This is a genomic window from Spirosoma validum (genome assembly GCF_014699035.1).
GTDB classification, from domain to species: Bacteria; Bacteroidota; Bacteroidia; order Cytophagales; family Spirosomataceae; genus Spirosoma; species Spirosoma validum.
The window spans coordinates 432,840-452,571 of sequence record NZ_JACXAA010000004.1; the positions used below are offsets into that span (position 1 = coordinate 432,840).

Genomic DNA, 19,732 nt, shown 5'->3' on the forward strand with positions numbered 1-19,732 from the left:
ATGTGGGCGAAATAGGTCAAATAAAGTTGCCGATAGATAAGATCTTATTCGAGCGAAAGCCCGGTATGGCTTATTTTGAGACGGTAACAATAATCAGCAGTGTGATGTCGCTGGGTTGACGTTGCGTTGCGCAGATTCTCTTCCTCATGAAACCGATCCGTGTATGCATCTATGGAGGTACCGACCTTCAGGGATCGTCTCCCCAATTTACTGAGGAGCTGGCCTATACCATTCTTAAGTCAATGTCACCAGCCGTGATCATTACCGGCGGATTCCTTTATAAAAAGCCTACTGAAGAATCTAACGAAGCCTCACAGGCAATATCCACAGATGTTGCAGCCCTGAACGGAGCGAAACGATACACACAAGAGTACGGCGTTGCTTTGAAGGATTGCTTTGAGGCCTGGCTTCCCGACCCTGATCTTGATGATCGACTGGAGAGCGAGGGTGTGGTGAGAATGAGTGAAGGAGATAAAATCACTGTTCGGATTATGCGGGGAAAAACTCCATTAGGGCGTCGTTTGGCGATGGTTTCTAATGTCAACTTTGTCGTAACTGTTTCGGGTAGGCGACATACGGAGGTAATCGTTGAACAGGCTCTTGAACTAGGAGTTCCAGTACTACCCATACCTGATTTTGGTGGTGACTCAAAAGAATTGCTCGAAAAGTATGAGCAACGCATTGCTACCGCCTTCGAATCAGACGCCCTTGCTAATTGTCTCAAAACACTGTCAGAGGAGATGACAAAGGATCGACAAAAAGCCGTTGGCGCAGTAGTAAATCTAATTCGGACAGCAAAGTTGGGAAAGTGCCTCATTCTAACTCCCTTCGATGATCTGCACAGAAGCTTCTACAAATTAACGGTGGAACCATCAGTGGCTAAGCACATGCTGCCAGTTCGCCTGGATGAGATCGCCAGTAGTGACCAGATCAGCCTCAGTTTTGCCGAGGCTGTGCATTCCTCTTGGGCGATTATCGCTGACATAACTACTATAAATAAAAATGTTATGTACGAGATTGGCTACGCGCACGCTCTCGGACGAATCCCGCTGATGTATACCCGTGACGAGAAAACCCGCAAAAAACTACCAGTGTATTTTCGAACACTGAACGTACCCGTTGCCACTGGAGATGAGCTGATAGAGCTTATTGAAAAACACCTTCTTGCTATTAAAGCAAATCGAAGAATCTCTTGGTAAGATTATTTGCCGACAATCCAAACATTAATGGGAACTTCTTGCTCAATGCGATATAATGAGCCTTTATTCAAGTTTTATAAAACCTGATCATTCCTTATAACGTCGGGTTATAGCTAACCGTCGGGGCGTCGTGCACTTTTGTCACAGGATTTCTTGCTAATCTCTAAAGACAAAACGTGTATGAAACGGTTCCTCATTTTTGGCTGGCTCGTCCTCGGGACTTTGACCAGCGCAACGGCCCAGGCCGATCGCTATGCAACGCAGATGCGTAAGCTGCTCGCCGAAATGGATACAGTGCGTGGCTCCAAATCAACGCAGGAGCTGGCCTATCGTTTTCTACGGGTCGCCACGGCAGAGCAGTCGAAATGGCTTCCGTACTACTACGCCAGTCTATGCTTTGTGACAGCCGCTTACGAAGAAAAAGACGTAACGAAAATCGACGCGCTCTGCGACGTAGCGCAACAATACGTCGAGCGTGCCGACAGCCTCTCGGCGCCGAAAGTTGAATCGCTCTGTCTGAAATCGATGATTCCCCTGGCACGTATATCGGTGGACGTTATGAAGCGGGGGGCGGCAAACCTGATCGAATCCAAGCAACTTCTTCAGGAAGCCGTGGCGCTGGACAATCGCAATCCCCGCGCGTTCTTCCTGCTCGGTCAGCAACTGGCCAACATGCCGACGGCCTTCGGTGGGGGAAAACAAAAAGCCCTGCCTTACTTCCAGAAAGCGTCGCAGCTGTTTGCGGATAAAGTAGCCCAGGAGGCAACGCTCGACGTTCACTGGGGGCGCGAATCCAACGCCAACATGCTGGCGCTCTGCCAGAAATAGAATTCAGTCGACGACCTATTCCTAACCCTTTTTCTTTTGTTTTTATGCAACCAATAACCGATTCGAAAGTGGTCCTGGTGACCGGTGGTACGCGTGGCATTGGCCGGGCGATCTGCCTCAAGTTAGCGTCGCTGGGTCATACTGTAGTGTTTACATACATTACCAACGAAGCACTGGCGCAGTCGCTGGTGGAGGAAATCAACGCGATGACCCATGCACCTGTTATGGCTTACCGCTGTGACATGACCAAACTGCCGGAAGTACAGAAGCTGTTCAAGGAAATCAAAGCGGCCTTCAAACGGGTAGACGCCGTGGTCAACAACGCTGGCATTCTGGGCGATGGAAAGCCGTTTATGATGTCGCCCGACGCCGACTGGTGGCACGTGTTTCAGACCAACGTATCGAGCGTAACGAATACCTGTCGGGCCGTACTGGCGACCATGATCAGCCAGCGCAAAGGACGTATTATCAACATTACGTCGTTGTCGGGCCAGAAGGGTAATCCGGGTCAGTCGGCGTATTCGGCCTCTAAATCAGCCATTGTTACGTTCTCCCGCTCGCTTTACAAAGAAGTTGGCCAGTTTGGGATTACGGTCAACTGCGTATCGCCCGGCCTGATCGAAACGGATATGACGAAGGAACTGAGCGAAGACTATTTCTCGTCGCGGATGTCCAAAACGCCCCTCAAACGCAAAGGCACCCCCGAAGAAGTTGCCAATGTCGTCTCGTACCTGATCTGCGAAGCACCGACCTACATGATCGGGCAGGAACTCACCATTGATGGCGGTATCGGCGGTTGATCATCCCCGTTCCATTCACCCTTAAACAGCCAATTCTCATGCGTAAACGAGTAGTCATCACGGGTATGGGTGTCAGTAACTCCATTGCCCGCTCCCGCGACGAGTTTCAGTTGAGCCTGCGCGAAGGACGGTCCGGTCTGAAACCGATTTCGCCCGACCGCTTCCCAACCGACGCCAATTGCTATGCTAATAAACAGGCCTGTACGCTGGATCAGGATCTGTACGAGTCGCTGAAAGACGAAGACGAAACCATCTTGTCGCGGCTGTCGATGCTGGTCATGCAGGAAGCCCTCGACGATGCAGGCGTTGACCGCACGCAGGTTCAGAGCGACCGCGTAGCGTTCTGCACCGCAACAACCATCGGAGGAGCTTATCCATTCATTCGCTGGACGCGCCGACGGCTGGAAGGCAACCTGACGCCCGAAGATTTTGAACTGCTTTTCCGTTGTTCAACACCCACGATGATCAGCAAACTTCAGCGGCATTTCGGCTTCAGGGGACCTATTTCGACCATTTCAACCGCCTGTACGTCAGGCACGAACTCCGTCGGCAGAGCGTTCGATATGATTGCCCACGACCGCATTGATATGGCCCTGGCCGGTGGGGTAGACGTCTTCACGGAATTGACCTTCAGCGGGTTTAACTCGCTGCAATCGCTGTCCAAAAACATTTGCAAGCCCTTCGATAAAAAACGCGACGGTCTGACACTCGGTGATGCTGCAGCGTATTTAGTCGTTGAAAGTTTAGACTCAGCGCTGGCAAGAGGTGCCCGGATTTATGCGGAAGTAAAAGGCTATTCCGCCACGAACGAAGCGTACCACCCGACAGCGCCGAAACCCGATGGCAGCACGGCCTACGAAACCATGATGCATGCGTTACGGCAGGGTGGGGTAGAGGTCGAAGCGGTCGAGTACATCAACGCGCACGGCACTGGTACCAACGCCAACGATTCGATGGAAATCAACGGCATCCGGCGTCTGGTTGGCGACCGGCCGGTCTTCATCAGCTCCACGAAGTCCATGATCGGGCATACGCTGGGCGCAGCCGGTAGCGTCGAACTCATTGCTACGGTGCTGGGGATGCACCACGACTTTATTCCGCCGTCCTGCAACACGGGCGAGGCTCTCCTGACCGACGACGATAACATCGTATTGGTACGTGACAAGGGGTTGGTCCGGCGGTTTGATACAGCACTGTCGAACTCGTTCGGGTTTGGCGGATGCATGGCTTCTATTGTGGTACAACGCTTTGTGGCTTAACTCCTTACGACCATGACAACAACATTTAAAATCCCTTACCCAAAAGACCTGCTGCCCCACCGGCCGCCCATGCTGCTCATTGATCGTGTGGATAATTACGACCCAGGGCAGACCGTTCAGGTCAGTTCCTTCATTACCCCCGACAACCGATTCTTCGAAGGGCATTTTCCCGGCGAACCGATTTTGCCCGGTATTATTCTGGTTGAAATGATGTTCCAGGCTTGCGGTATTTTCGGTCGACTGGAGGGCATGTTCAGTCAGGCCAACAAAACCAATACGGCTAACCCCGCGTTACCTGCGGTACGTTCCGGCCGGGCGATCAAGATTGACCGGCTGACGTTCACCCGCGAAGTTCGGGCGAATGACCAGCTGATTATTTCTGTGAAACACCGCTTCCAGATCATGAAATACATGGTGTTCGACGCGAAGGTGGAGATTGCGGGTAAAGGAGCCGCTGCCAAAGGAGAAGTAACCGTTTTAATCGCTTAACCGATCTGATCATGTCTGCTAATCAAACTATTGTTTTAACCGGGGGAGGCATCCTGTCGAGCCTCGGCAACGGCGTTGAAACGTTCTGGCAGAACCTGCTGGCCGATCAGGCGGGCGTTGGTATCCGCGAAGACTGGACGATCCCCGAAATTGGTACTCAGTACTTCGGTACGTGTCAGCCGTTTACCTTCACGGAAGCATTTTCTAAACTCAAGCCACCATTTCCGCTTAAGTATTCGCAACTGGCGATGATGGCCTGCCACCTGGCGTTTCAGCACGCGGGACTGTCGATGGACGAGCTAACCCCCGAACGGGTAGGCCTGCTGCTTGATACGTCGTTCGGTGCCAACGCTGCTGCCGAAGAGTTTCTGATCAAACTGTTCCAGGCCGGACCCGCCAAGGTTAGCCCCTTTACCTTCACCAAAACGACCGTCAACTGCGCCCTGGGCGACGTAGCGCGGACCTTCGGCATCAAAGGGCCCAGCTCCATGTCGCTGGGTGAAAACAGTGTCTGCTACGGGTACGATCTGTTGCAGGACGGCAAAGCCGACGTAGTGGTTTGCGGAGGATTCGACGAAGTGCGCGAGATTACGCTCTGGTCGTACGCCGAGCGAAAGTATCTGCTCTCGCCTAAATCCGACGGGCAACCGGTCGATCTGCCGAACAACACCTCGACCGATAACGAAGTCATGGTGATGGGTGAAGCGTCGGCCTTTGTCGTGCTCGAAACCCTGGAGCATGCAAAAGCCCGCGGGGCGACCATCTATGCCGAACTGGTTGATTACCACGCGCAGAATGACCGGGATTACCGCGAGTTCATGCATACACGTAGTGAAGACGATCTGACCAGTACCATGAACGGCGTGTTACGTCGCAGTAATACGTCGCCCAGCTCGGTAGGCCTGGTCGTGGGTGGAGCCTGTTTGCCGCAACACCTGAGTGGAGCCGAGGGCAACGCCATTCGACGCATCTGGCCAACGGACGATCTGTACTATACGACCCTCAAAGGCCGGATCGGTGAGACGTTCAGTGCCTCGGGAATTGCCTCTCTGCTGACAGCAGCACTGGCCCTGCGCGACAAAGTCGTACCGGGAACGGGTTACGCTTCGACCGAACCCACCGATGGACTCCGCATACCGGAAACGACAACAACCTACGAAAGCGAGAAAGACTACGCCCTGGTCAATTCGTGGCACGCCAGCGGTAACAATGTCAGTCTGTTGCTCAAGCGCGCAGCCTGACCTGGGTACCACGGGCTTCAGCCCGTATCTCATAATAGAGTTTATACGGGCTGAAGCCCGTGGTACCTAGGTTAGTCGCGAAGCTCAAAATGCTCATTACCACTATGAACACATCTCTGATTCTCAAAGCCCTGATCATTATCCATGCGACGGGAGGTACGTTGGCTCTTGCGTCCGGACCGGTCGCTATGCTGACGAAGAAAGGCAGCACGCCCCATCGCCGGGCCGGGCGAGTGTATGTCTGTAGCATGGCCGTTGTGTTCGTCACGGCGGTTGTCGTGGCCTACGTCAAAAGTCTGGCGTTTCTGTTCATGATTGCCTTTTTTAGCTTTTATCTGGTATTGGCAGGCTATCGGGCGCTGAAGCTGAAAAAGCTACACCTGGGTCAGCAGCCCACCTGGATAGACTGGGCGTTACAGGGCGGAGCGGGTTTGTTTGCCATAGCACTGGCTGAGTGGGGCATCTATACCTGGTTGCAGGGTGATACCTTCGGGATCGTGGCGATTGTCTTTGGGGCCGTTCTTTTGTGGCGAACCAGCCATGCCGCTCTGCGGTTCGTGCACCCACCCGAAGATCCCAAATACTGGTTGTATACCCACATCGCCGGTATGTGCGCCGGATACATCGCTACTCTGACCGCTTTTCTGGTTGTCAATAATCATTTCCTGCCGGGCGTTGTCGCCTGGTTGTTGCCAACCGCCGTTGGAACGCCCTTGATCATTCGGGCCATCCGCCGGGTACGTAACGCCAGTGCTGTCAACCGACCCGTTGTTTCTGAACTAACCTCGTCTCCCTCATGATCCCACTTGAAACCTCCGTCGGGTTGAAGTCCGAGACATTTGCCCGTCGCTACTTAGCCGATTACACTACGTTGCAGGAACGGATTCTGGCGCGGGAACGGCAGAAAATGGCCCTACACCAGACCAAAGACTGGGTGTTCGTATCGACTAACCTGACCAATTTTATGCCTGAACTGCCCATGTCAGACCATGAGCGGATTTATTTACAGGTCGTGGTCAATCACGCGGCTCGCGCCCACGACCGGCAACTGGTCGACGACCGCGCCGTGGATTATCTTCAGCCCGAAGGCAACCTGACGTTCCTGGAACCTGCGGAGAAACGAAAACCAAAGATTTTCTGCACGTATCATTTGGGGTCATACCAAAGTATCGTCGGGATTCTGGCCCGCGAAGGCATCGACATGGCGATGGTCGTAGATACCAATACAGTTCAGAAACAAAGCGAGGAAACAATCAAAACCGTTTCCCGGATCAATGAACTGAATAACGTATCGTCGCGGATGCGGATATTGGATGCTGAGCGGCCCGACATCGGTATCTGCATGGCGCAGGCGTTGCGGCAGGGCTATTCGATCGTGATTTACATCGACGGCAATTCCGGTACGGGCGGTATCTACAAACGCGGTCCCAAAACGCTGATGGTGCCTTTCCTGAACCAGGAACTCTGCTCCCGAACCGGTATCGCGCTGACATCCTTCGCGCTGAAAGTTCCTATTATCCCGATGGTGTCGTACTACGAATGGATCAACGGTTCGCGGACTCCCCGGTTCCTGTTTTTCGATCCGATTGCGCCAGCATCCGGCGTCGTCCAGACGGACTACGTAGCGGATACGACCCGATCGCTGTATGCACTGCTGGAAACCTACCTCCGCCGGTACGTCGATCAATGGGAAAGCTGGCTGTACGTGCACAAATTTCTGGATTTCGACAGCTTGAGTAAAGGGCAGCAGTCGGCGTATGCCAGTGACGTAGCGAATGATGACCGGGTGTATTTTCAGGAAAATCGGTACGGCTTATTTAAGATGGACGTAACGTCCTACCTAATGGACAAACGGACCTACCGCATCGTTGCCATCCACGCCGATCTGTTCAGCATACTCCAGGATCTCCGGCAGCCGCAGCTATTGAGCGACGTAACAAACCGATTGACGTCAACGACGTTGGCACAACTGGTTGAGCGCGGTATTCTAGCAAAAGTCTGAGAAACTGTTCAAGTCCGTACAATCCGGTTCTCAACCCTGATAAACGCGCTGCTATAAGGTGTAAACGAGGTTCTGAGGAACCTTGCTCTGTCGGGCTCTTAAACCCGACATCACCAGAACGACAGACCACACTGTGCTGAAATAATACGCTTTTACAAAATCCAACTAGTCAAATTAACACACTGAAAAGGCTACAGGCATGAACGCGAAACGACGGAGAGAAAGCCTATGGGTGAGTTTGCTGAGTATACTAACCCTGACGGTTCAGGCGCAGACCCAAACCGGACGAGGACGTATTACGGATACGCAATCGGGAGCAGGCGTACCACTGGCTACGGTTCAGGTTCTGGATGAACCCACGATTGGCGCTACCGCCGACTCTACAGGAACGTATCGGCTAAGCCAGGTGCCGCTGGGACGACACACGCTGAAAATTACGTCCGTTGGCTACGGTGATCAGGTTATACCGGACGTATTGTTTACGGCGGGTAAAGAAACCAGCCTGGACGTACCGATGACCGAACGGGTGCAAACGGCGCAGGAAGTGCAGGTGTACGCCCAACGACCGCTGGATGCCATTGACAAAACCCTGGCCGTAACGGGTGCCCACGTATTCGACATGGAACAGACCCGCCGGTTTGCGGGCAACCGAAATGATCCATCGCGAATGGCGATGAACATGGCGGGGGTGGTGGGGAACAACGATTCACGAAACGACATCGTCATCCGGGGGAATTCACCAACGGGATTACTCTGGCGCGTTGAAGGCATTGACATTCCCAATCCGAACCATTTTGGAGCGATGGGCAACACGGGTGGTCCCGTACCCATTCTGAACTCGAACGTGATCGACCGATCGGTGTTTCTGACCGGCGCCTTTCCCGCCGAATACGGCAATGCGGTTTCGGGCGTGTTCGACATCCGGCTCCGTAACGGCAATCCGGATAAACGCGAATATACCGTTCAGGCGGGATTTAACGGTTGGGAACTAGGTGCGGAAGGCCCTTTTTCGAAAGGATCGCAGGCGTCGTATCTGGCTCACTACCGCTACTCGTTCCTTCAGCTATTTCAGGCGCTGGGCATCAATTTAGGTACCGGTTCGGCTCTGCCGCAGTATCAGGATGCGGTTTTTAAAGTTCGATTGCCACTAGGCAAAGCCGGAGAGATTGCCGTGTTTGGCATGGGCGGCACCAGCCGGATTACCTTCGAGGACGAGCCCGTCACCAATACGTTATACCCGCAGGGTGGTGAGTATTCGACCTACAACACGAAAATGGGCGTCGTTGGCCTGACACATACCTACTCCTTCGGCCCTGGTACGTCATTGCGGACAACACTGGCGGCTACCGGCAACTCTGTTCAGGCCGTGACCGATTCCATTACCAGCGATCGACGCCACTACGCGCAGTACGGCGACGGATCGAGTCAGTACAAGTACACGGTGCATAGTCAGTTCAATCGGAAGATCAGCGCGAAAAGCCGGTTTGGTGCGGGGGTTATTCTATCGTATCTGGGCGTAAACTATGCCGACAGTACGCGCGAAACAGGGCAGTTTCATTACCTGCGTCATACGACCGGTCAAACCGGGCTGGTACAGACGTACGGATTCTGGCAGGGTCGCCCATCGGATCGCTGGGTACTTAATGCGGGGGTATATCACCAGTGGCTGGCGCTGACGCAGCAGCATTCGGTAGAGCCGCGTCTGAGCGCTCGTTACCAGCTTAACCAAAAACAATCCTTATCCCTGAGTGTCGGTCGGCACAGCCAGGTGGGCCCTTTGCAGGTGTTCTTCAACCAGCAAGACCAACCTGATGGAACTGAAACGATGCCAAATCAGCACCTGGGTTTTGTCTTTAGCAATCAGGCCGTACTGGGGTATACGCGCTGGCTGGGGAAGCAAACCTCGCTGACTGTCGAAGCGTATTATCAGGCGTTGCAGAACGTACCGGTGTCGCCAACGAGTCCGTCGTATTCGCTGCTCAATACGGGCACCGACTTCCTGACGCCTTCCGCTACAGGTCTGACCAACGGGGGGAGTGGCTGCAACTATGGTCTGGAATTGACCCTGGAACGCACGTTCAGCCGCAATTACTACGTAATGGCAACCGTCTCGGCCTTTGACAGCCGTTACCGAGGCAGCGATGGCGTGTTACGGAATACCCTGTTCAACAACCAGTGGGCCGGTAATTTTCTGACCGGCGGGGAGTGGAAGATCAGTCGTAAAACAACCCTGGTCGCTGATTTGCGCGTGGCGGTGGCAGGGGGTAAACGCTATACACCCGCTGACCTGAGTGCGTCGCAGCAGACCGGTACGCTGGTTGAGCAAACGAACCAGGCCTTTGAGGGACAATTTCCAGCCTATGGCCGATTAGACGGTAAACTAACACTACGGGTGAACGGCAAACACGCCATGCGGGAATGGTACTTCGATCTAAATAACCTGACCAACCGACGCAACATTTACTCGCAGTATTACAGTCCATCAACCGGACAGGTTCGCTACTCGTACCAATTAGGTCGATACCCGGTTTTCGGTTACCGAATCCTGTTTTAGGTATCCACGGGCTTCAGCCCGTGTTCTCGCAAAATAGCTCTTCTCGTAAAACACGGGCTGAAGCCCGTGGGTACCATCAGTGCATAATCTTAAATTTTTCTAAACCATAAACCTGTTTTACCCATGAAAATCAATCTATTCCTGGCCACGATGCTGGCAATGACGGTAAGCTTTGCGAAAGCGGATGAACCCAAGCGCAAATCAGAAGGCCCTAAGTACACCGTAACGGTGACGCTCAAAAATTTTAAAGGAGATGAAGGAAAGGCGTATGTCCGGCTGCTCGATGCCAACGAAAAACCCCTGCTGGCCAAAACCGTTACAGTTCAGGGTCAAAAAGCCACGCTGACGTTCGATAACCTGACGGGTGGCCAATACGCGATTAAATTCTATCAGGACGAAAATGGAAATGGTGAACTGGACCGGGGTATGTTCGGAATTCCGACCGAAAGCTGGGGTGTTTCGAACGATGTCGATGCGTCCTTTGGTCCACCGGCTTTTGCTGCTACGTTGTTCGAGGTGAAAACCAACCGCAATATCGTCATCAACGCGAAGTAATCGTACCGGATCGTCTCCCGATTCGCGAATTGGGAGACGATTAGACAAGCTCATCTCCTTAACCGTCTGTTTATCCTTTTCCCTCCCCAGTATGCCAGCAGTCGATACATTCGTAGCCCGTTTACGCCAGCGGCATGAACCGTTGCCAGCTAAAATCGCCCTGATTGAAGGTCGGCGGATGGTCAGCTATCATCAGCTTTGGCAGCAGGTGGACCAATACACGGCCCGACTGACTCAGCACGGGATTCAGCCCCGGCAGGTCGTAGCCGTCGGTTCCGCCAACTGCGTTGAACTTTGCGCGATGGTGCTGGCGCTGTGGCAGGTCCGGGCGGTACCCTTCGTGATCAATTACAAGGTCGAACACCTGCCCCAGCTGGATTGCATTCCGGTGTATCTGGTCAACACGAAAAATACGCCCCCCGCCATAAAATCCTACGTTCACTCGCATTACACCAGCGAAGACTTCGACGATACGTTCGAGCTGATTCGCTGCTGCGGTCCGTCGACGCGGAAAGAGATGGGCGATGCCGCGTTACTGGTGACCAGCTCAGGCAGCAAAAGCCAGCCCAAAATCGTTAAACTGACCGAATCGGGTCTGGGCCAGAACGTCGAAGGCAACGTAGCAGCACTGGGTCTTCGGTCCGACGACGTAACGGCGATGGCCCTGCCGATGGGGTATTCGTACGGTTTAGTGGCGCAGTGGCTCAGTCATTTTTACGTGGGAGCCACGGTGGTCTTAGCTGATGCCCGTTTTTTTCTGGCTGAGTTGCCTCGCCTGATCGAGCGTCACCGCATTACAACCCTATTTACGGTTCCGCCCATGATCCGACAGATCAATTACTTTGCTGATCGTGGCTTTTTTCGTCTGCCAGCGGCTCATTCGCTACGTTTCGTAACGGTAGGCGGTAATCGGCTCGAACGCTCATCGCTCACCAAAGCGATGACGGTATTTGGCTGCCCGCTGGTGAAAACGTATGGCCTGGCTGAGGCTGGTCCTCGTGTGGCTACCAATTTCGTTAGTGAAGCTGATGACTGGATGGCAGATTCCGTTGGACGTCCGAATCAGGGGGTTACCATTCGTGTGCTGGATGCGAAACGCCAGGAGTTGCCCCCCTTCAAGCCCGGTATCATTCATATTGTCAGTGGATCGGTGACGGCGGGTTATGTCAATGTTCGCAAACCCCGGTATCTGATTCCGGGTCGCGAGGTGACCACCCGCGATTTTGGCTTCGTGACCGATACCGGCGAGGTGTTTATTCTCGGTCGTCGGAATGAATCGATCTATCTCAACAAACGGCGGATCTGGTTTCAGGAAATCGAAAATCTGCTCTACGGCGAGTTCAGCCTGCTCAAACTGTCGCTCGATCGGCAACAGCGTCGGGTACGGATTCGGGCTGTCGCACTGGCCGAAAGCCAGCTTTGTTCCCAGCGCATTGTGGATTACCTCGGTACGCAACTAAGCGTGGACGGCCGCAAGGTCTTCGACGTGGAGATGCTGCGGACCAACGAATTTTTAAGCGAAAAATAAACCCTTACCCGTATGACTACTTCCTGCGTTATTTACTGGACCCGGCTGTCCGGGTCATCCGTCGATGCGTGTCTGCAAGCCGGTGCGCACGACCTGCCACCCAACCTGTGGCAACGTAGCCAACATTACCGCGACCGACAGGTTCGGGCGCTGTCGGTGCTGGGAAAACGGTTACTGGAGTACGGTCTGAGCCGATACATGCCCTCTCCGCATGGCCAACTGCTCAAGTTTTTACGGTATACGGCGCAGGGAAGTCCGTATCTATCAGGCCTGGGATTGTCCGTAAGTTTCTCCCATTCCGCCGACGTAGTGGCTTGTGCGCTTAGCGAAGATGGGCCGGTGGGCGTCGATGTACAGTCGGTTCAGCGTTTCCCGATGCAAACCGACGGACGGTTGTTCTTAAATGCTGCTGAACTAGGTCAGTTCACCGAAAAGACCTACGTTGATCTATGGGCGAAGAAAGAAGCGGTCTACAAAGTTACGGCCTCGAACGGTAACGGTAGTCAGACGCCGTTTAAATCACTGACCGTCACGACGGATGGTAACGTAAAGGATGCCAAAGGGCAAACCTACCATACCCAGCCGTTCCATGTCGGTCCGGGTTATGTGAGTTACGTAGCGGCAAATGGTCCCGTTTGCGCCGAGCTCCGTTCGGTGGAAGCCCGAACGCTCTGGACAGCTTAACCCTTCACGTACCAATTCGGAGACTGGAACGCCAGCCCTGAACGATAACGTAACGTTCGACAACCTGACTCATGAAAACGCCCGTCTACTGTTTGCCGTTTGCGGCCGGCAGCCGCTTTTCCTATCAGCCCCTGGTACGTCGGTTACCGGATTCGCTTCGGTTCGTGCCGCTTGAATTGCCCGGTCGGGGTTTTCGGGCGGCTGAACCGGCTCTGTTTACCATAGAGAATGCCGTGGACGATGTCTTTCGGCAATTTGAACGGGCTACGCCAGCCGAACCGTATGCGTTATATGGGCATAGCATGGGCTCGATGGTGGGCTATCTGCTTCTTCATCGGATGCAGGAGGCAGGATTTCCCCTGCCCGTTCGCGTGTTTTTTTCCGGACGGGGCGGTCCGATAATTCCCGAAAAAGAACGACAGGTGCATCTGCTACCACGCCCGCAGTTAATTGAAAAGCTGGCCAAGATGGGGGGTGATCTTAGTCCATTGCTGGCTAATGAGCGGGCCTGGGCGTTGTATGAACCCGTTATCCGCGCTGACATGGCTGTGCTGGATAGCTTCGTCTATGAGGACGTAACGCGCCCTCCTCTGACCATCCCGGCCACCATTCTGATTGGAAGTCACGATCTGTATACGGTCGATGAAGCCGCTCTGTGGCAGCGGGAGTTTGCTGATCCCATTACGCTCCATTGTCTCGACGGCGGCCACTTTTTTATCTTCGACCATCCTCAGACAATTGGCCAGATTATTGCCCAGGATCTGAATCGTACATTGGCTACGGGACTTACGCTCGTTTAACCTGACGAATACGTGTGTATTGATTTCTGAATGCTGATACATGGATAAAGTCGGAGTAAGTGGGGCATGGAATATAGTAGATTGGTCTTTGTTTCAGATGAAATATTCTTGTTACTTTCGGGTGAATCAAAGACATTGATATGAAGTATTTTCTCCTGTTCATTTTAGTCAATACTGTGCAGGTCTGCACTTGTCTTTCTTTGTTAGCCCAGCCGGTCGTTAGAAGAGAGATCGGTGGAATACGGTTTGAAAGGCGATTTGATGAAAATACCAGGTTTTTTGACAAGAGTACTGGTAAACAGGTTTCATACCAGGAGTATCGGCAGTTAATGAAAGATGATCCAAATGGATATCATTTAGAAGCTGTTATTGATGAATATGGTCAGGCTAGTGCCTACAAGATTCGACCTACCACGCCCGAAGAACGGGAAACGCACCGCTTCAACGATCGAAATCCTGCCCTGAGACCTAAAATAGGGGAGCCCGTGCCGGAATTTGTTATGAAGGGAATTGATGACAAAGTGTACCGATCAACGGAATTAAAAGGGCATGTCGTTATCCTTAGCTTCTGGGTCAGTTTAAGCAAGCCGTTCTGGGGAACGAATCAGGCAAAAGGCTATGCGGATGCCCTGCGGCCTTATCAGTCGGAAACCGACCCTATTTCGTTAGGTATTTTACGCGAGTCAAAGGAGGACATAGTCAACGTAATGGCTACGGAAACGCTGCCATTTATCCCCATCCCGAATTCGTACGGATTCCACGAAAAATTTCACGTGACTCTAAGCCCAGCCTTCATCGTTATTGATCGGGCCGGAAACGTAGCGGCTTACATAGAAGGAATGCATTACGATCAATTGCAAAAAACCTTACAGGCCGTAAGCCGCTAAGAGACTGCCTGAAAATTATAGGCTCATGGATATGAAAATTCCTAAATCCTTTGAAAGGCTAATCTTGTAGGGCTTTTCCAAATGGTAAATATTGGGCATTTCTAGCCCCATTGGGGCGACCTGTTAGTAGTAAAGAGAAATAATTTATATTCTTGAAGCGCCATAGGTGCGACCTGATTACCAGCGTTTGGGGGCGCACCTACGGCGCTTCAAGTCGGCTGGTGCGCTGGTTTTCTATTGACAGGTTGCCCCTGCTGGGGCTGTTGCAAAACCAAAGAACACACAAATAGACTCCTCTCACTCATTCGGCGATCGCAGAAAAGCCTGCATGAAGGGCTCTTTGTATTTGCCACCGACCGGAATCCGGAATCCTGGCTTGAGCAGGAGTTCGTTACCGTCTATGGCATCAATTGTTTTTAATGACACGATGTAGGACCGATGGACCCGTGCAAACTGATGAGCGGGTAAGTTTTTCTCCATGTCGCCCATGCTCATGTACGTAATAATTTTATCCCCTTTGACGGTACGGATAATTACGTAATTCAGCATCCCCTCCACGTACGCGACATCACTGTAATCGATCCGGCGCAGCTTCCCTTTATGTTCCGTTTTTACCAGGAGAAACGACATGTCCGGTTCGGCAGCTGCGGGTGGCCGTGTTTCTACGTTTACCAGCTTGAGCGCTTTCGACACCGATTTCTGGAAACGTTCGAACGATATGGGTTTCACCAGATAATCGATCACGTTCGAGAACTCGTAGCTTTCCAGCGCGTGCTGCGGGTAGGCTGTTGTCAAAATTACCTTTGTTTTCCCTTCGTAGAGTCGCAGGAATTGCAGACCCGTCAGTTTGGGCATCTGAATATCCAGAAACAATACGTCGATGGGCTGTTCGGCGAGCAGTTTCTGCGCCTGCAAAATATCCGTTGTGCTGCTGGTCAGCGACAGATAAGGCGTGTCGCGAATATAATTCGTTAAAATTTTGATGGCGGGTGGTTCATCATCCACCACCACACACGTAAGAATTCCGGCCATGTTACGTAGTTGGAGCTAAAGCGAAAGGGACTCATAAGCGGGAACAGCATCAAACTGAACCCGTATTTCTGCACTGAACTCGTCGGTTGCGTCGGTAACTGTAAACGTCTGGTTATGAGCATAGGTTAGGTACAAACGTCTCCGCGTGTTGGTCAGGCCGACGCGCGTTGACGGTTCGAGTTGCTCTACGTCTTTTTTTCGGTTACTGGTGTAGAAATAAAATGAGTTAGCGTCGGCATGGATTCGGATGATGAGCGGATGCTCGGCGGAAGTCAGATCACCGTATTTGAACGCATTCTCGATAAGCGACATGAGTACCAACGGTAAAAACTTTAACTGGTCGAACCACTCTTCGCCTTTCACCTCCATGTCGATATGCAGGCCATCCTCAAAACGCTGCTTTTGCAAATACAGGTAATTATTCAGGTGCTCGACCTCCTGACTTAAGGTTACGGGAGCTTCGTGTTCAGGGTGCGATAAGGAATAGCGCATCATTTCTGATAAAACCATCACCGACCGCGCCAGTCTCGGCGACGTATCCATTGCTTCGGCATACAGGAAATTTAGGGTATTGTACAGAAAATGCGGGCTAATCTGCGATTTGAGGTACGCCATCACCGCCTGGCTATGCTGCTGCTCGATCACTAGTTTCTGCTGAAGAATCTTCGTGCGCTCCTTCGCCAGTCGCAGGCTTTGCAGGACGTACCAGTACCCGTAGCTGAACAGAGTAAAGTTGACGTAGATCCAGAACGTCTCCACAAAAAAGTTGCTGGCCCCGAAAAGCGAGGTAAAGGGTACGCCAATCGCCGGTAGTACGCGCCAGAAAATGAACTGGCGACACAGCACATACCCACCCAGCAGCAAGATCGTACCGATGATCAGTTTCCCATAGCGTTTGGTCGTTAAGTATCGGTCCAGCAGGACGTGGGCATTGATGTAAAACAGGGCGATCACCAGGCCATAGGTCAGCACGGTACGTTTAAGTACGGCTACCGGATCGACCCGATGGTCGAAAAATGTCAGCACGTTACCATACAGAAAATACAGGAACCAGAACGCTACGTGCCAGAGTACACGCTGCCAGCGGGTCGGAATTCGATAAAAAAAAGAGGGTTGCTTCACGTTCTGCAAACACGTTGATCAGGTAAAACTGGCGACAAATCCGCAATTAATATAGGCAAAAACGCGATTCATATAATATTTTTTCAGAGGTGACGGGCGTCCTACATCTTTGAATCAGAAACAAACACAAACACCTGCTAACTTTTACGATCATGAACGTCAAGAACAACACCCCGACCGCAAAACTGATGTTGAACAAGCGTACACTGGCTACCATGGGCGGACGCGCTATTCCGGGCCACAATGGTGGTAAAAGCATGATGACGACGGTAATGACGCTCTAGTCATCCGTCAATCGTTCGCCGACCTTTAGCCTATCGTATCCATGAACCTGTTTGCGCCCATTCTTTCTCAGCTTCGTGACCGCCTGGATGCGGCCGCAACGGGAGGTTCGCAACAGGAAGTCGGAAAGCTGCTGCTGGACTTGTATGCACCCGTCTCCGATCGTTTCGTCCGTACAGAGCGTGATGGTTATGGTCTTGCGAATCAGCTCGGTCTGATGGTTCAGGAAAATGGGTCACAGGATGCCTTCGTTGAATGGGTCGTGTTGCTGCATGGGATGAAGACCCAGGACGTATTAACGACACCGTTACAGAAAGCCATCGAGCAGGCTGACAAAGTTGTGTTCGAGACGGTTCGACGTCAGATTCGGTTGGATGCACTGACCTTTGCCGATGGAGAAGCCGCTGCGCTGAACTACTTCATGCTGCACCCGGAAACCGTTGATTACGCCCGGCAACTTGTGCAACTGATTGCCCGTCATACAGAACCCGAACGGTTGTTGTATGCCCTGGATGGTCAGGCGCAGCAGGCTGCAAAGCACAACGGACTAACGAAATTATTGATCGCTCTGGTCAGTGCCGGGCAACGGGGATTAGCCTCGCCATCGCTGCTAAAATGGATTGAATCCGCGGTCAAGTACAGGTTGCATTACCTCACGCTGATGGTAAACAGCACAGAATCGCAATCTGAATTTCGACAGTCGGCCAGCGGGCCATTTGAACAGGAAGCGCTGGCAACGAACGAGCCGATGTGGACGCGTGGTGATCTGAACGAAGTGGTGCTACTCTACCAGGTGGCTACGCTGCTGAGTGATTCCTACTACCGCCAGCTGGCCGACCGCATCGGACTGGACACGATCATGCACCGGGAAGTCGCACAGACGGTCATTCGACACGCCGAGTTTCGACAGGGAGCCGCTGGTATTGCGCACACGTACGATTATCTCTTCCGACTGACGGGGTATATGGCCTACCGCAATGGCTGGCACTACTGGCTGACAAGAACCATTGATCTGCTGAGAACAGATTTAGCAAGCAACTATTACGCACATCGCGAATGGCACCTGTTGAATGGGATAGTGGGCGTTTACCTGATGCTTCACGCAACCGTTACGCATACCCGCCAGGTCTGGAGCGATATTATCCTGCTATAACGAAATAGCCTGGCGAGCAGCCCTTGACTAAAAGTAGTCTGCAACACCCAGGCGCTGATTACAAGAAACTGTTTGACACAACACATTTAAACCTTAAACGCAGTATGAGAACGACCAAGAACGCATTTGATATGGCTCTGTCGCAGCGGACCGATTACTGGATGCCCTCGAACAATGACTGGAGCGAACTACTGACCGATGCTTCGCCGGCTGGTCCGCCCACCAATCGACTACGTATTCTGGCCTCTGCGCTGCTTTAAAACGATTGCCGTAACCTCCCTATAAAAAAATTATTCAACCAACTGATAGTAAACAGGACATGGAACAACTAGCTGAACGCGTTCGGGTGCTGCGTATGATTACCGGCTATCCGCAGGATTATGTCGCCTTTAAACTGGGTATCAGCCAGGCGGCTTACAGCAAGAAAGAAACGGGCCGTACGATTCTGTCGCTGCAGAACTTGTCCGAACTGGCCGAACTCTACCAACTGTCGATCAGAGACATTGTTGGAGCCACAACCGAAGAATTAGTTATGCTGGTTATGCGCCAGAACACCCGCCCGATCCTGGTCTGACACTACGTATCGGACTAACCGCCAGCCCATTCGCATCGTCGATGCATGGAATAGTCAGCAAAGGTTTCGTTTATAACCACCCGTTATGGTCCAGCCCAGATCGACCCGGTACCTTTGTCACAGACAATCAGCAACACAGCCTTATCAAGAATTCAGTCCTATAACCCTTAATCACTTACCCTTATGAACGATCTGTTCACCATCAAAGAGCGCGTTAAGGAAGTCGTAACCGACATTCTGAGCGTAGAGGATGCCTCGATCACCGAAATCGACGACAACACGCCCTTCTTCGGAACCGATGAAAATCCCGGCATCATTCAGGATTCGCTGGCTATCCTGGAGATCTCATCCCGCCTGGCCGAAGAGTTTGACATCCTGCCGTCCGACTTCAACGAAGACAGCTTTCAGAACGTCGAAACGCTCAGCGCAATGATCCTGGAGAAAGTTCAGGAAAATGCCCCGGTGGAGGCTAACTAACGCCCGATCCGAATACACCTAAACCCTTATTTTTTTAATAAACAACCCTTAAACCCAATCAATCATGTCTGTTAACACAAATCCCCAGGAACAACTTTCTTTCGAAATCGAAAACGAACTGACGATTGTTGAACTCGAAGAGCGTTTCGAACTGACCGCAGCCGCTTTAGACACGGATCGTTGCAGCGGCAACAGCGGCCAACTACAAGCCGTGTAGTTCTCTGCACTTGTCATTTAAAACTCATATCAACTTCCTAAACCAACTC

The 19,732-nt window shown here is 52.4% G+C and carries 21 protein-coding genes; 19 read left to right on the top strand and 2 right to left on the bottom strand.

Annotated elements, in window-relative coordinates:
• Positions 1 to 146: 146 nt before the first annotated feature.
• The 14 genes from IC230_RS14200 to IC230_RS14265 all read left to right on the top strand — a co-directional run bounded on the left by IC230_RS14200 (position 147) and on the right by IC230_RS14265 (position 14,826).
• Complete coding sequence (locus IC230_RS14200; RefSeq protein ID WP_191039684.1) at positions 147 to 1,199, top strand: hypothetical protein; 1,053 nt, start codon at positions 147 to 149, stop codon at positions 1,197 to 1,199.
• Positions 1,200 to 1,379: 180 nt separating this feature from the next.
• Entirely contained in the window at positions 1,380 to 2,027 is a 648-nt protein-coding gene (locus IC230_RS14205; RefSeq protein WP_191039685.1) for a hypothetical protein, read from the top strand.
• Positions 2,028 to 2,071: 44 nt separating this feature from the next.
• Positions 2,072 to 2,827 carry a 3-oxoacyl-ACP reductase family protein gene (locus tag IC230_RS14210; protein WP_191039686.1) on the top strand — a complete coding sequence of 252 codons (756 nt, stop codon included), beginning with the start codon at positions 2,072 to 2,074 and terminating at the stop codon, positions 2,825 to 2,827.
• Between the two features lie 38 nt (positions 2,828 to 2,865).
• Positions 2,866 to 4,086 (top strand): beta-ketoacyl-[acyl-carrier-protein] synthase family protein, encoded by a 1,221-nt coding sequence (locus IC230_RS14215; RefSeq protein WP_191039687.1) that lies wholly within the window; start codon positions 2,866 to 2,868, stop codon positions 4,084 to 4,086.
• 12 nt (positions 4,087 to 4,098) lie between these two features.
• Positions 4,099 to 4,575 carry a 3-hydroxyacyl-ACP dehydratase FabZ family protein gene (locus tag IC230_RS14220; RefSeq protein ID WP_191039688.1) on the top strand — a complete coding sequence of 159 codons (477 nt, stop codon included), beginning with the start codon at positions 4,099 to 4,101 and terminating at the stop codon, positions 4,573 to 4,575.
• Positions 4,576 to 4,586: 11 nt separating this feature from the next.
• Complete coding sequence (locus tag IC230_RS14225; RefSeq protein WP_191039689.1) at positions 4,587 to 5,816, top strand: beta-ketoacyl synthase N-terminal-like domain-containing protein; 1,230 nt, start codon at positions 4,587 to 4,589, stop codon at positions 5,814 to 5,816.
• Between the two features lie 104 nt (positions 5,817 to 5,920).
• Entirely contained in the window at positions 5,921 to 6,616 is a 696-nt protein-coding gene (locus IC230_RS14230) for a DUF2306 domain-containing protein (RefSeq protein WP_191039690.1), read from the top strand.
• Positions 6,613 to 7,818: a lysophospholipid acyltransferase family protein gene (locus IC230_RS14235; protein ID WP_191039691.1), complete on the top strand. Its 1,206-nt coding sequence runs from the start codon at positions 6,613 to 6,615 to the stop codon at positions 7,816 to 7,818. Before IC230_RS14230 ends, IC230_RS14235 begins: the two co-directional genes overlap by 4 nt.
• A 199-nt stretch (positions 7,819 to 8,017) precedes the next feature.
• Positions 8,018 to 10,372, top strand: a complete 2,355-nt coding sequence (locus tag IC230_RS14240; protein WP_191039692.1) for a TonB-dependent receptor — start codon at positions 8,018 to 8,020, stop codon at positions 10,370 to 10,372.
• Positions 10,373 to 10,495: 123 nt separating this feature from the next.
• Positions 10,496 to 10,927 carry a DUF2141 domain-containing protein gene (locus IC230_RS14245; protein ID WP_223860638.1) on the top strand — a complete coding sequence of 144 codons (432 nt, stop codon included), beginning with the start codon at positions 10,496 to 10,498 and terminating at the stop codon, positions 10,925 to 10,927.
• Positions 10,928 to 11,018: 91 nt separating this feature from the next.
• Entirely contained in the window at positions 11,019 to 12,455 is a 1,437-nt protein-coding gene (locus IC230_RS14250) for a class I adenylate-forming enzyme family protein (protein ID WP_191039693.1), read from the top strand.
• 12 nt (positions 12,456 to 12,467) lie between these two features.
• Positions 12,468 to 13,139 (top strand): 4'-phosphopantetheinyl transferase family protein, encoded by a 672-nt coding sequence (locus IC230_RS14255; protein ID WP_191039694.1) that lies wholly within the window; start codon positions 12,468 to 12,470, stop codon positions 13,137 to 13,139.
• A 71-nt stretch (positions 13,140 to 13,210) separates the two neighbouring features.
• Entirely contained in the window at positions 13,211 to 13,939 is a 729-nt protein-coding gene (locus IC230_RS14260) for a thioesterase II family protein (protein ID WP_191039695.1), read from the top strand.
• 329 nt (positions 13,940 to 14,268) lie between these two features.
• Positions 14,269 to 14,826, top strand: coding sequence for a TlpA family protein disulfide reductase (locus tag IC230_RS14265; RefSeq protein WP_223860639.1), 558 nt, complete (start codon positions 14,269 to 14,271; stop codon positions 14,824 to 14,826).
• A 297-nt stretch (positions 14,827 to 15,123) separates the two neighbouring features.
• Here the strand turns inward: IC230_RS14265 and IC230_RS14270 are convergent, their stop codons facing one another.
• A complete protein-coding gene (locus IC230_RS14270) occupies positions 15,124 to 15,858 on the bottom strand; it encodes a LytR/AlgR family response regulator transcription factor (RefSeq protein ID WP_223860640.1) in 735 nt (244 codons plus the stop codon).
• 15 nt (positions 15,859 to 15,873) lie between these two features.
• Complete coding sequence (locus IC230_RS34640) at positions 15,874 to 16,980, bottom strand: sensor histidine kinase (RefSeq protein ID WP_191039697.1); 1,107 nt, start codon at positions 16,978 to 16,980, stop codon at positions 15,874 to 15,876.
• A gap of 325 nt (positions 16,981 to 17,305) precedes the next feature.
• On the opposite strand from IC230_RS34640, the gene IC230_RS14280 reads away from it, so the two are divergent.
• From IC230_RS14280 to IC230_RS14300, 5 genes are all read left to right on the top strand, one after another.
• Entirely contained in the window at positions 17,306 to 18,415 is a 1,110-nt protein-coding gene (locus tag IC230_RS14280; RefSeq protein ID WP_191039698.1) for a glycoside hydrolase family protein, read from the top strand.
• A 104-nt stretch (positions 18,416 to 18,519) separates the two neighbouring features.
• Positions 18,520 to 18,675 (top strand): hypothetical protein, encoded by a 156-nt coding sequence (locus IC230_RS14285; protein WP_191039699.1) that lies wholly within the window; start codon positions 18,520 to 18,522, stop codon positions 18,673 to 18,675.
• Positions 18,676 to 18,734: 59 nt separating this feature from the next.
• A complete protein-coding gene (locus IC230_RS14290; RefSeq protein WP_191039700.1) occupies positions 18,735 to 18,989 on the top strand; it encodes a helix-turn-helix domain-containing protein in 255 nt (84 codons plus the stop codon).
• A 183-nt stretch (positions 18,990 to 19,172) separates the two neighbouring features.
• On the top strand, positions 19,173 to 19,466 hold the full coding sequence (locus IC230_RS14295; RefSeq protein ID WP_191039701.1) for an acyl carrier protein: 294 nt from the start codon (positions 19,173 to 19,175) through the stop codon (positions 19,464 to 19,466).
• 64 nt (positions 19,467 to 19,530) lie between these two features.
• A complete protein-coding gene (locus IC230_RS14300; protein ID WP_191039702.1) occupies positions 19,531 to 19,683 on the top strand; it encodes a hypothetical protein in 153 nt (50 codons plus the stop codon).
• Positions 19,684 to 19,732: the final 49 nt, after the last annotated feature.

Excerpts from the sequence above, each read along its gene's own strand:
- IC230_RS14200 (WP_191039684.1), top strand. The coding sequence starts at position 147 with ATGAAACCGATCCGTGTATGCATCTATGGAGGTACCGACCTTCAGGGA.
- IC230_RS14205 (WP_191039685.1), top strand. The coding sequence starts at position 1,380 with ATGAAACGGTTCCTCATTTTTGGCTGGCTCGTCCTCGGGACTTTGACC.
- IC230_RS14300 (WP_191039702.1), top strand. The coding sequence starts at position 19,531 with ATGTCTGTTAACACAAATCCCCAGGAACAACTTTCTTTCGAAATCGAA.
- IC230_RS14235 (WP_191039691.1), top strand. The coding sequence starts at position 6,613 with ATGATCCCACTTGAAACCTCCGTCGGGTTGAAGTCCGAGACATTTGCC.
- IC230_RS14225 (WP_191039689.1), top strand. The coding sequence starts at position 4,587 with ATGTCTGCTAATCAAACTATTGTTTTAACCGGGGGAGGCATCCTGTCG.
- IC230_RS14245 (WP_223860638.1), top strand. The coding sequence starts at position 10,496 with ATGAAAATCAATCTATTCCTGGCCACGATGCTGGCAATGACGGTAAGC.
- IC230_RS14210 (WP_191039686.1), top strand. The coding sequence starts at position 2,072 with ATGCAACCAATAACCGATTCGAAAGTGGTCCTGGTGACCGGTGGTACG.
- IC230_RS14260 (WP_191039695.1), top strand. The coding sequence starts at position 13,211 with ATGAAAACGCCCGTCTACTGTTTGCCGTTTGCGGCCGGCAGCCGCTTT.
- IC230_RS14240 (WP_191039692.1), top strand. The coding sequence starts at position 8,018 with ATGAACGCGAAACGACGGAGAGAAAGCCTATGGGTGAGTTTGCTGAGT.
- IC230_RS14270 (WP_223860640.1), bottom strand. The coding sequence starts at position 15,858 with ATGGCCGGAATTCTTACGTGTGTGGTGGTGGATGATGAACCACCCGCC.
- IC230_RS14290 (WP_191039700.1), top strand. The coding sequence starts at position 18,735 with ATGGAACAACTAGCTGAACGCGTTCGGGTGCTGCGTATGATTACCGGC.
- IC230_RS14265 (WP_223860639.1), top strand. The coding sequence starts at position 14,269 with ATGAAAGATGATCCAAATGGATATCATTTAGAAGCTGTTATTGATGAA.
- IC230_RS14230 (WP_191039690.1), top strand. The coding sequence starts at position 5,921 with ATGAACACATCTCTGATTCTCAAAGCCCTGATCATTATCCATGCGACG.
- IC230_RS14220 (WP_191039688.1), top strand. The coding sequence starts at position 4,099 with ATGACAACAACATTTAAAATCCCTTACCCAAAAGACCTGCTGCCCCAC.
- IC230_RS14285 (WP_191039699.1), top strand. The coding sequence starts at position 18,520 with ATGAGAACGACCAAGAACGCATTTGATATGGCTCTGTCGCAGCGGACC.
- IC230_RS14250 (WP_191039693.1), top strand. The coding sequence starts at position 11,019 with ATGCCAGCAGTCGATACATTCGTAGCCCGTTTACGCCAGCGGCATGAA.
- IC230_RS14295 (WP_191039701.1), top strand. The coding sequence starts at position 19,173 with ATGAACGATCTGTTCACCATCAAAGAGCGCGTTAAGGAAGTCGTAACC.
- IC230_RS14215 (WP_191039687.1), top strand. The coding sequence starts at position 2,866 with ATGCGTAAACGAGTAGTCATCACGGGTATGGGTGTCAGTAACTCCATT.
- IC230_RS14255 (WP_191039694.1), top strand. The coding sequence starts at position 12,468 with ATGACTACTTCCTGCGTTATTTACTGGACCCGGCTGTCCGGGTCATCC.
- IC230_RS14280 (WP_191039698.1), top strand. The coding sequence starts at position 17,306 with ATGAACCTGTTTGCGCCCATTCTTTCTCAGCTTCGTGACCGCCTGGAT.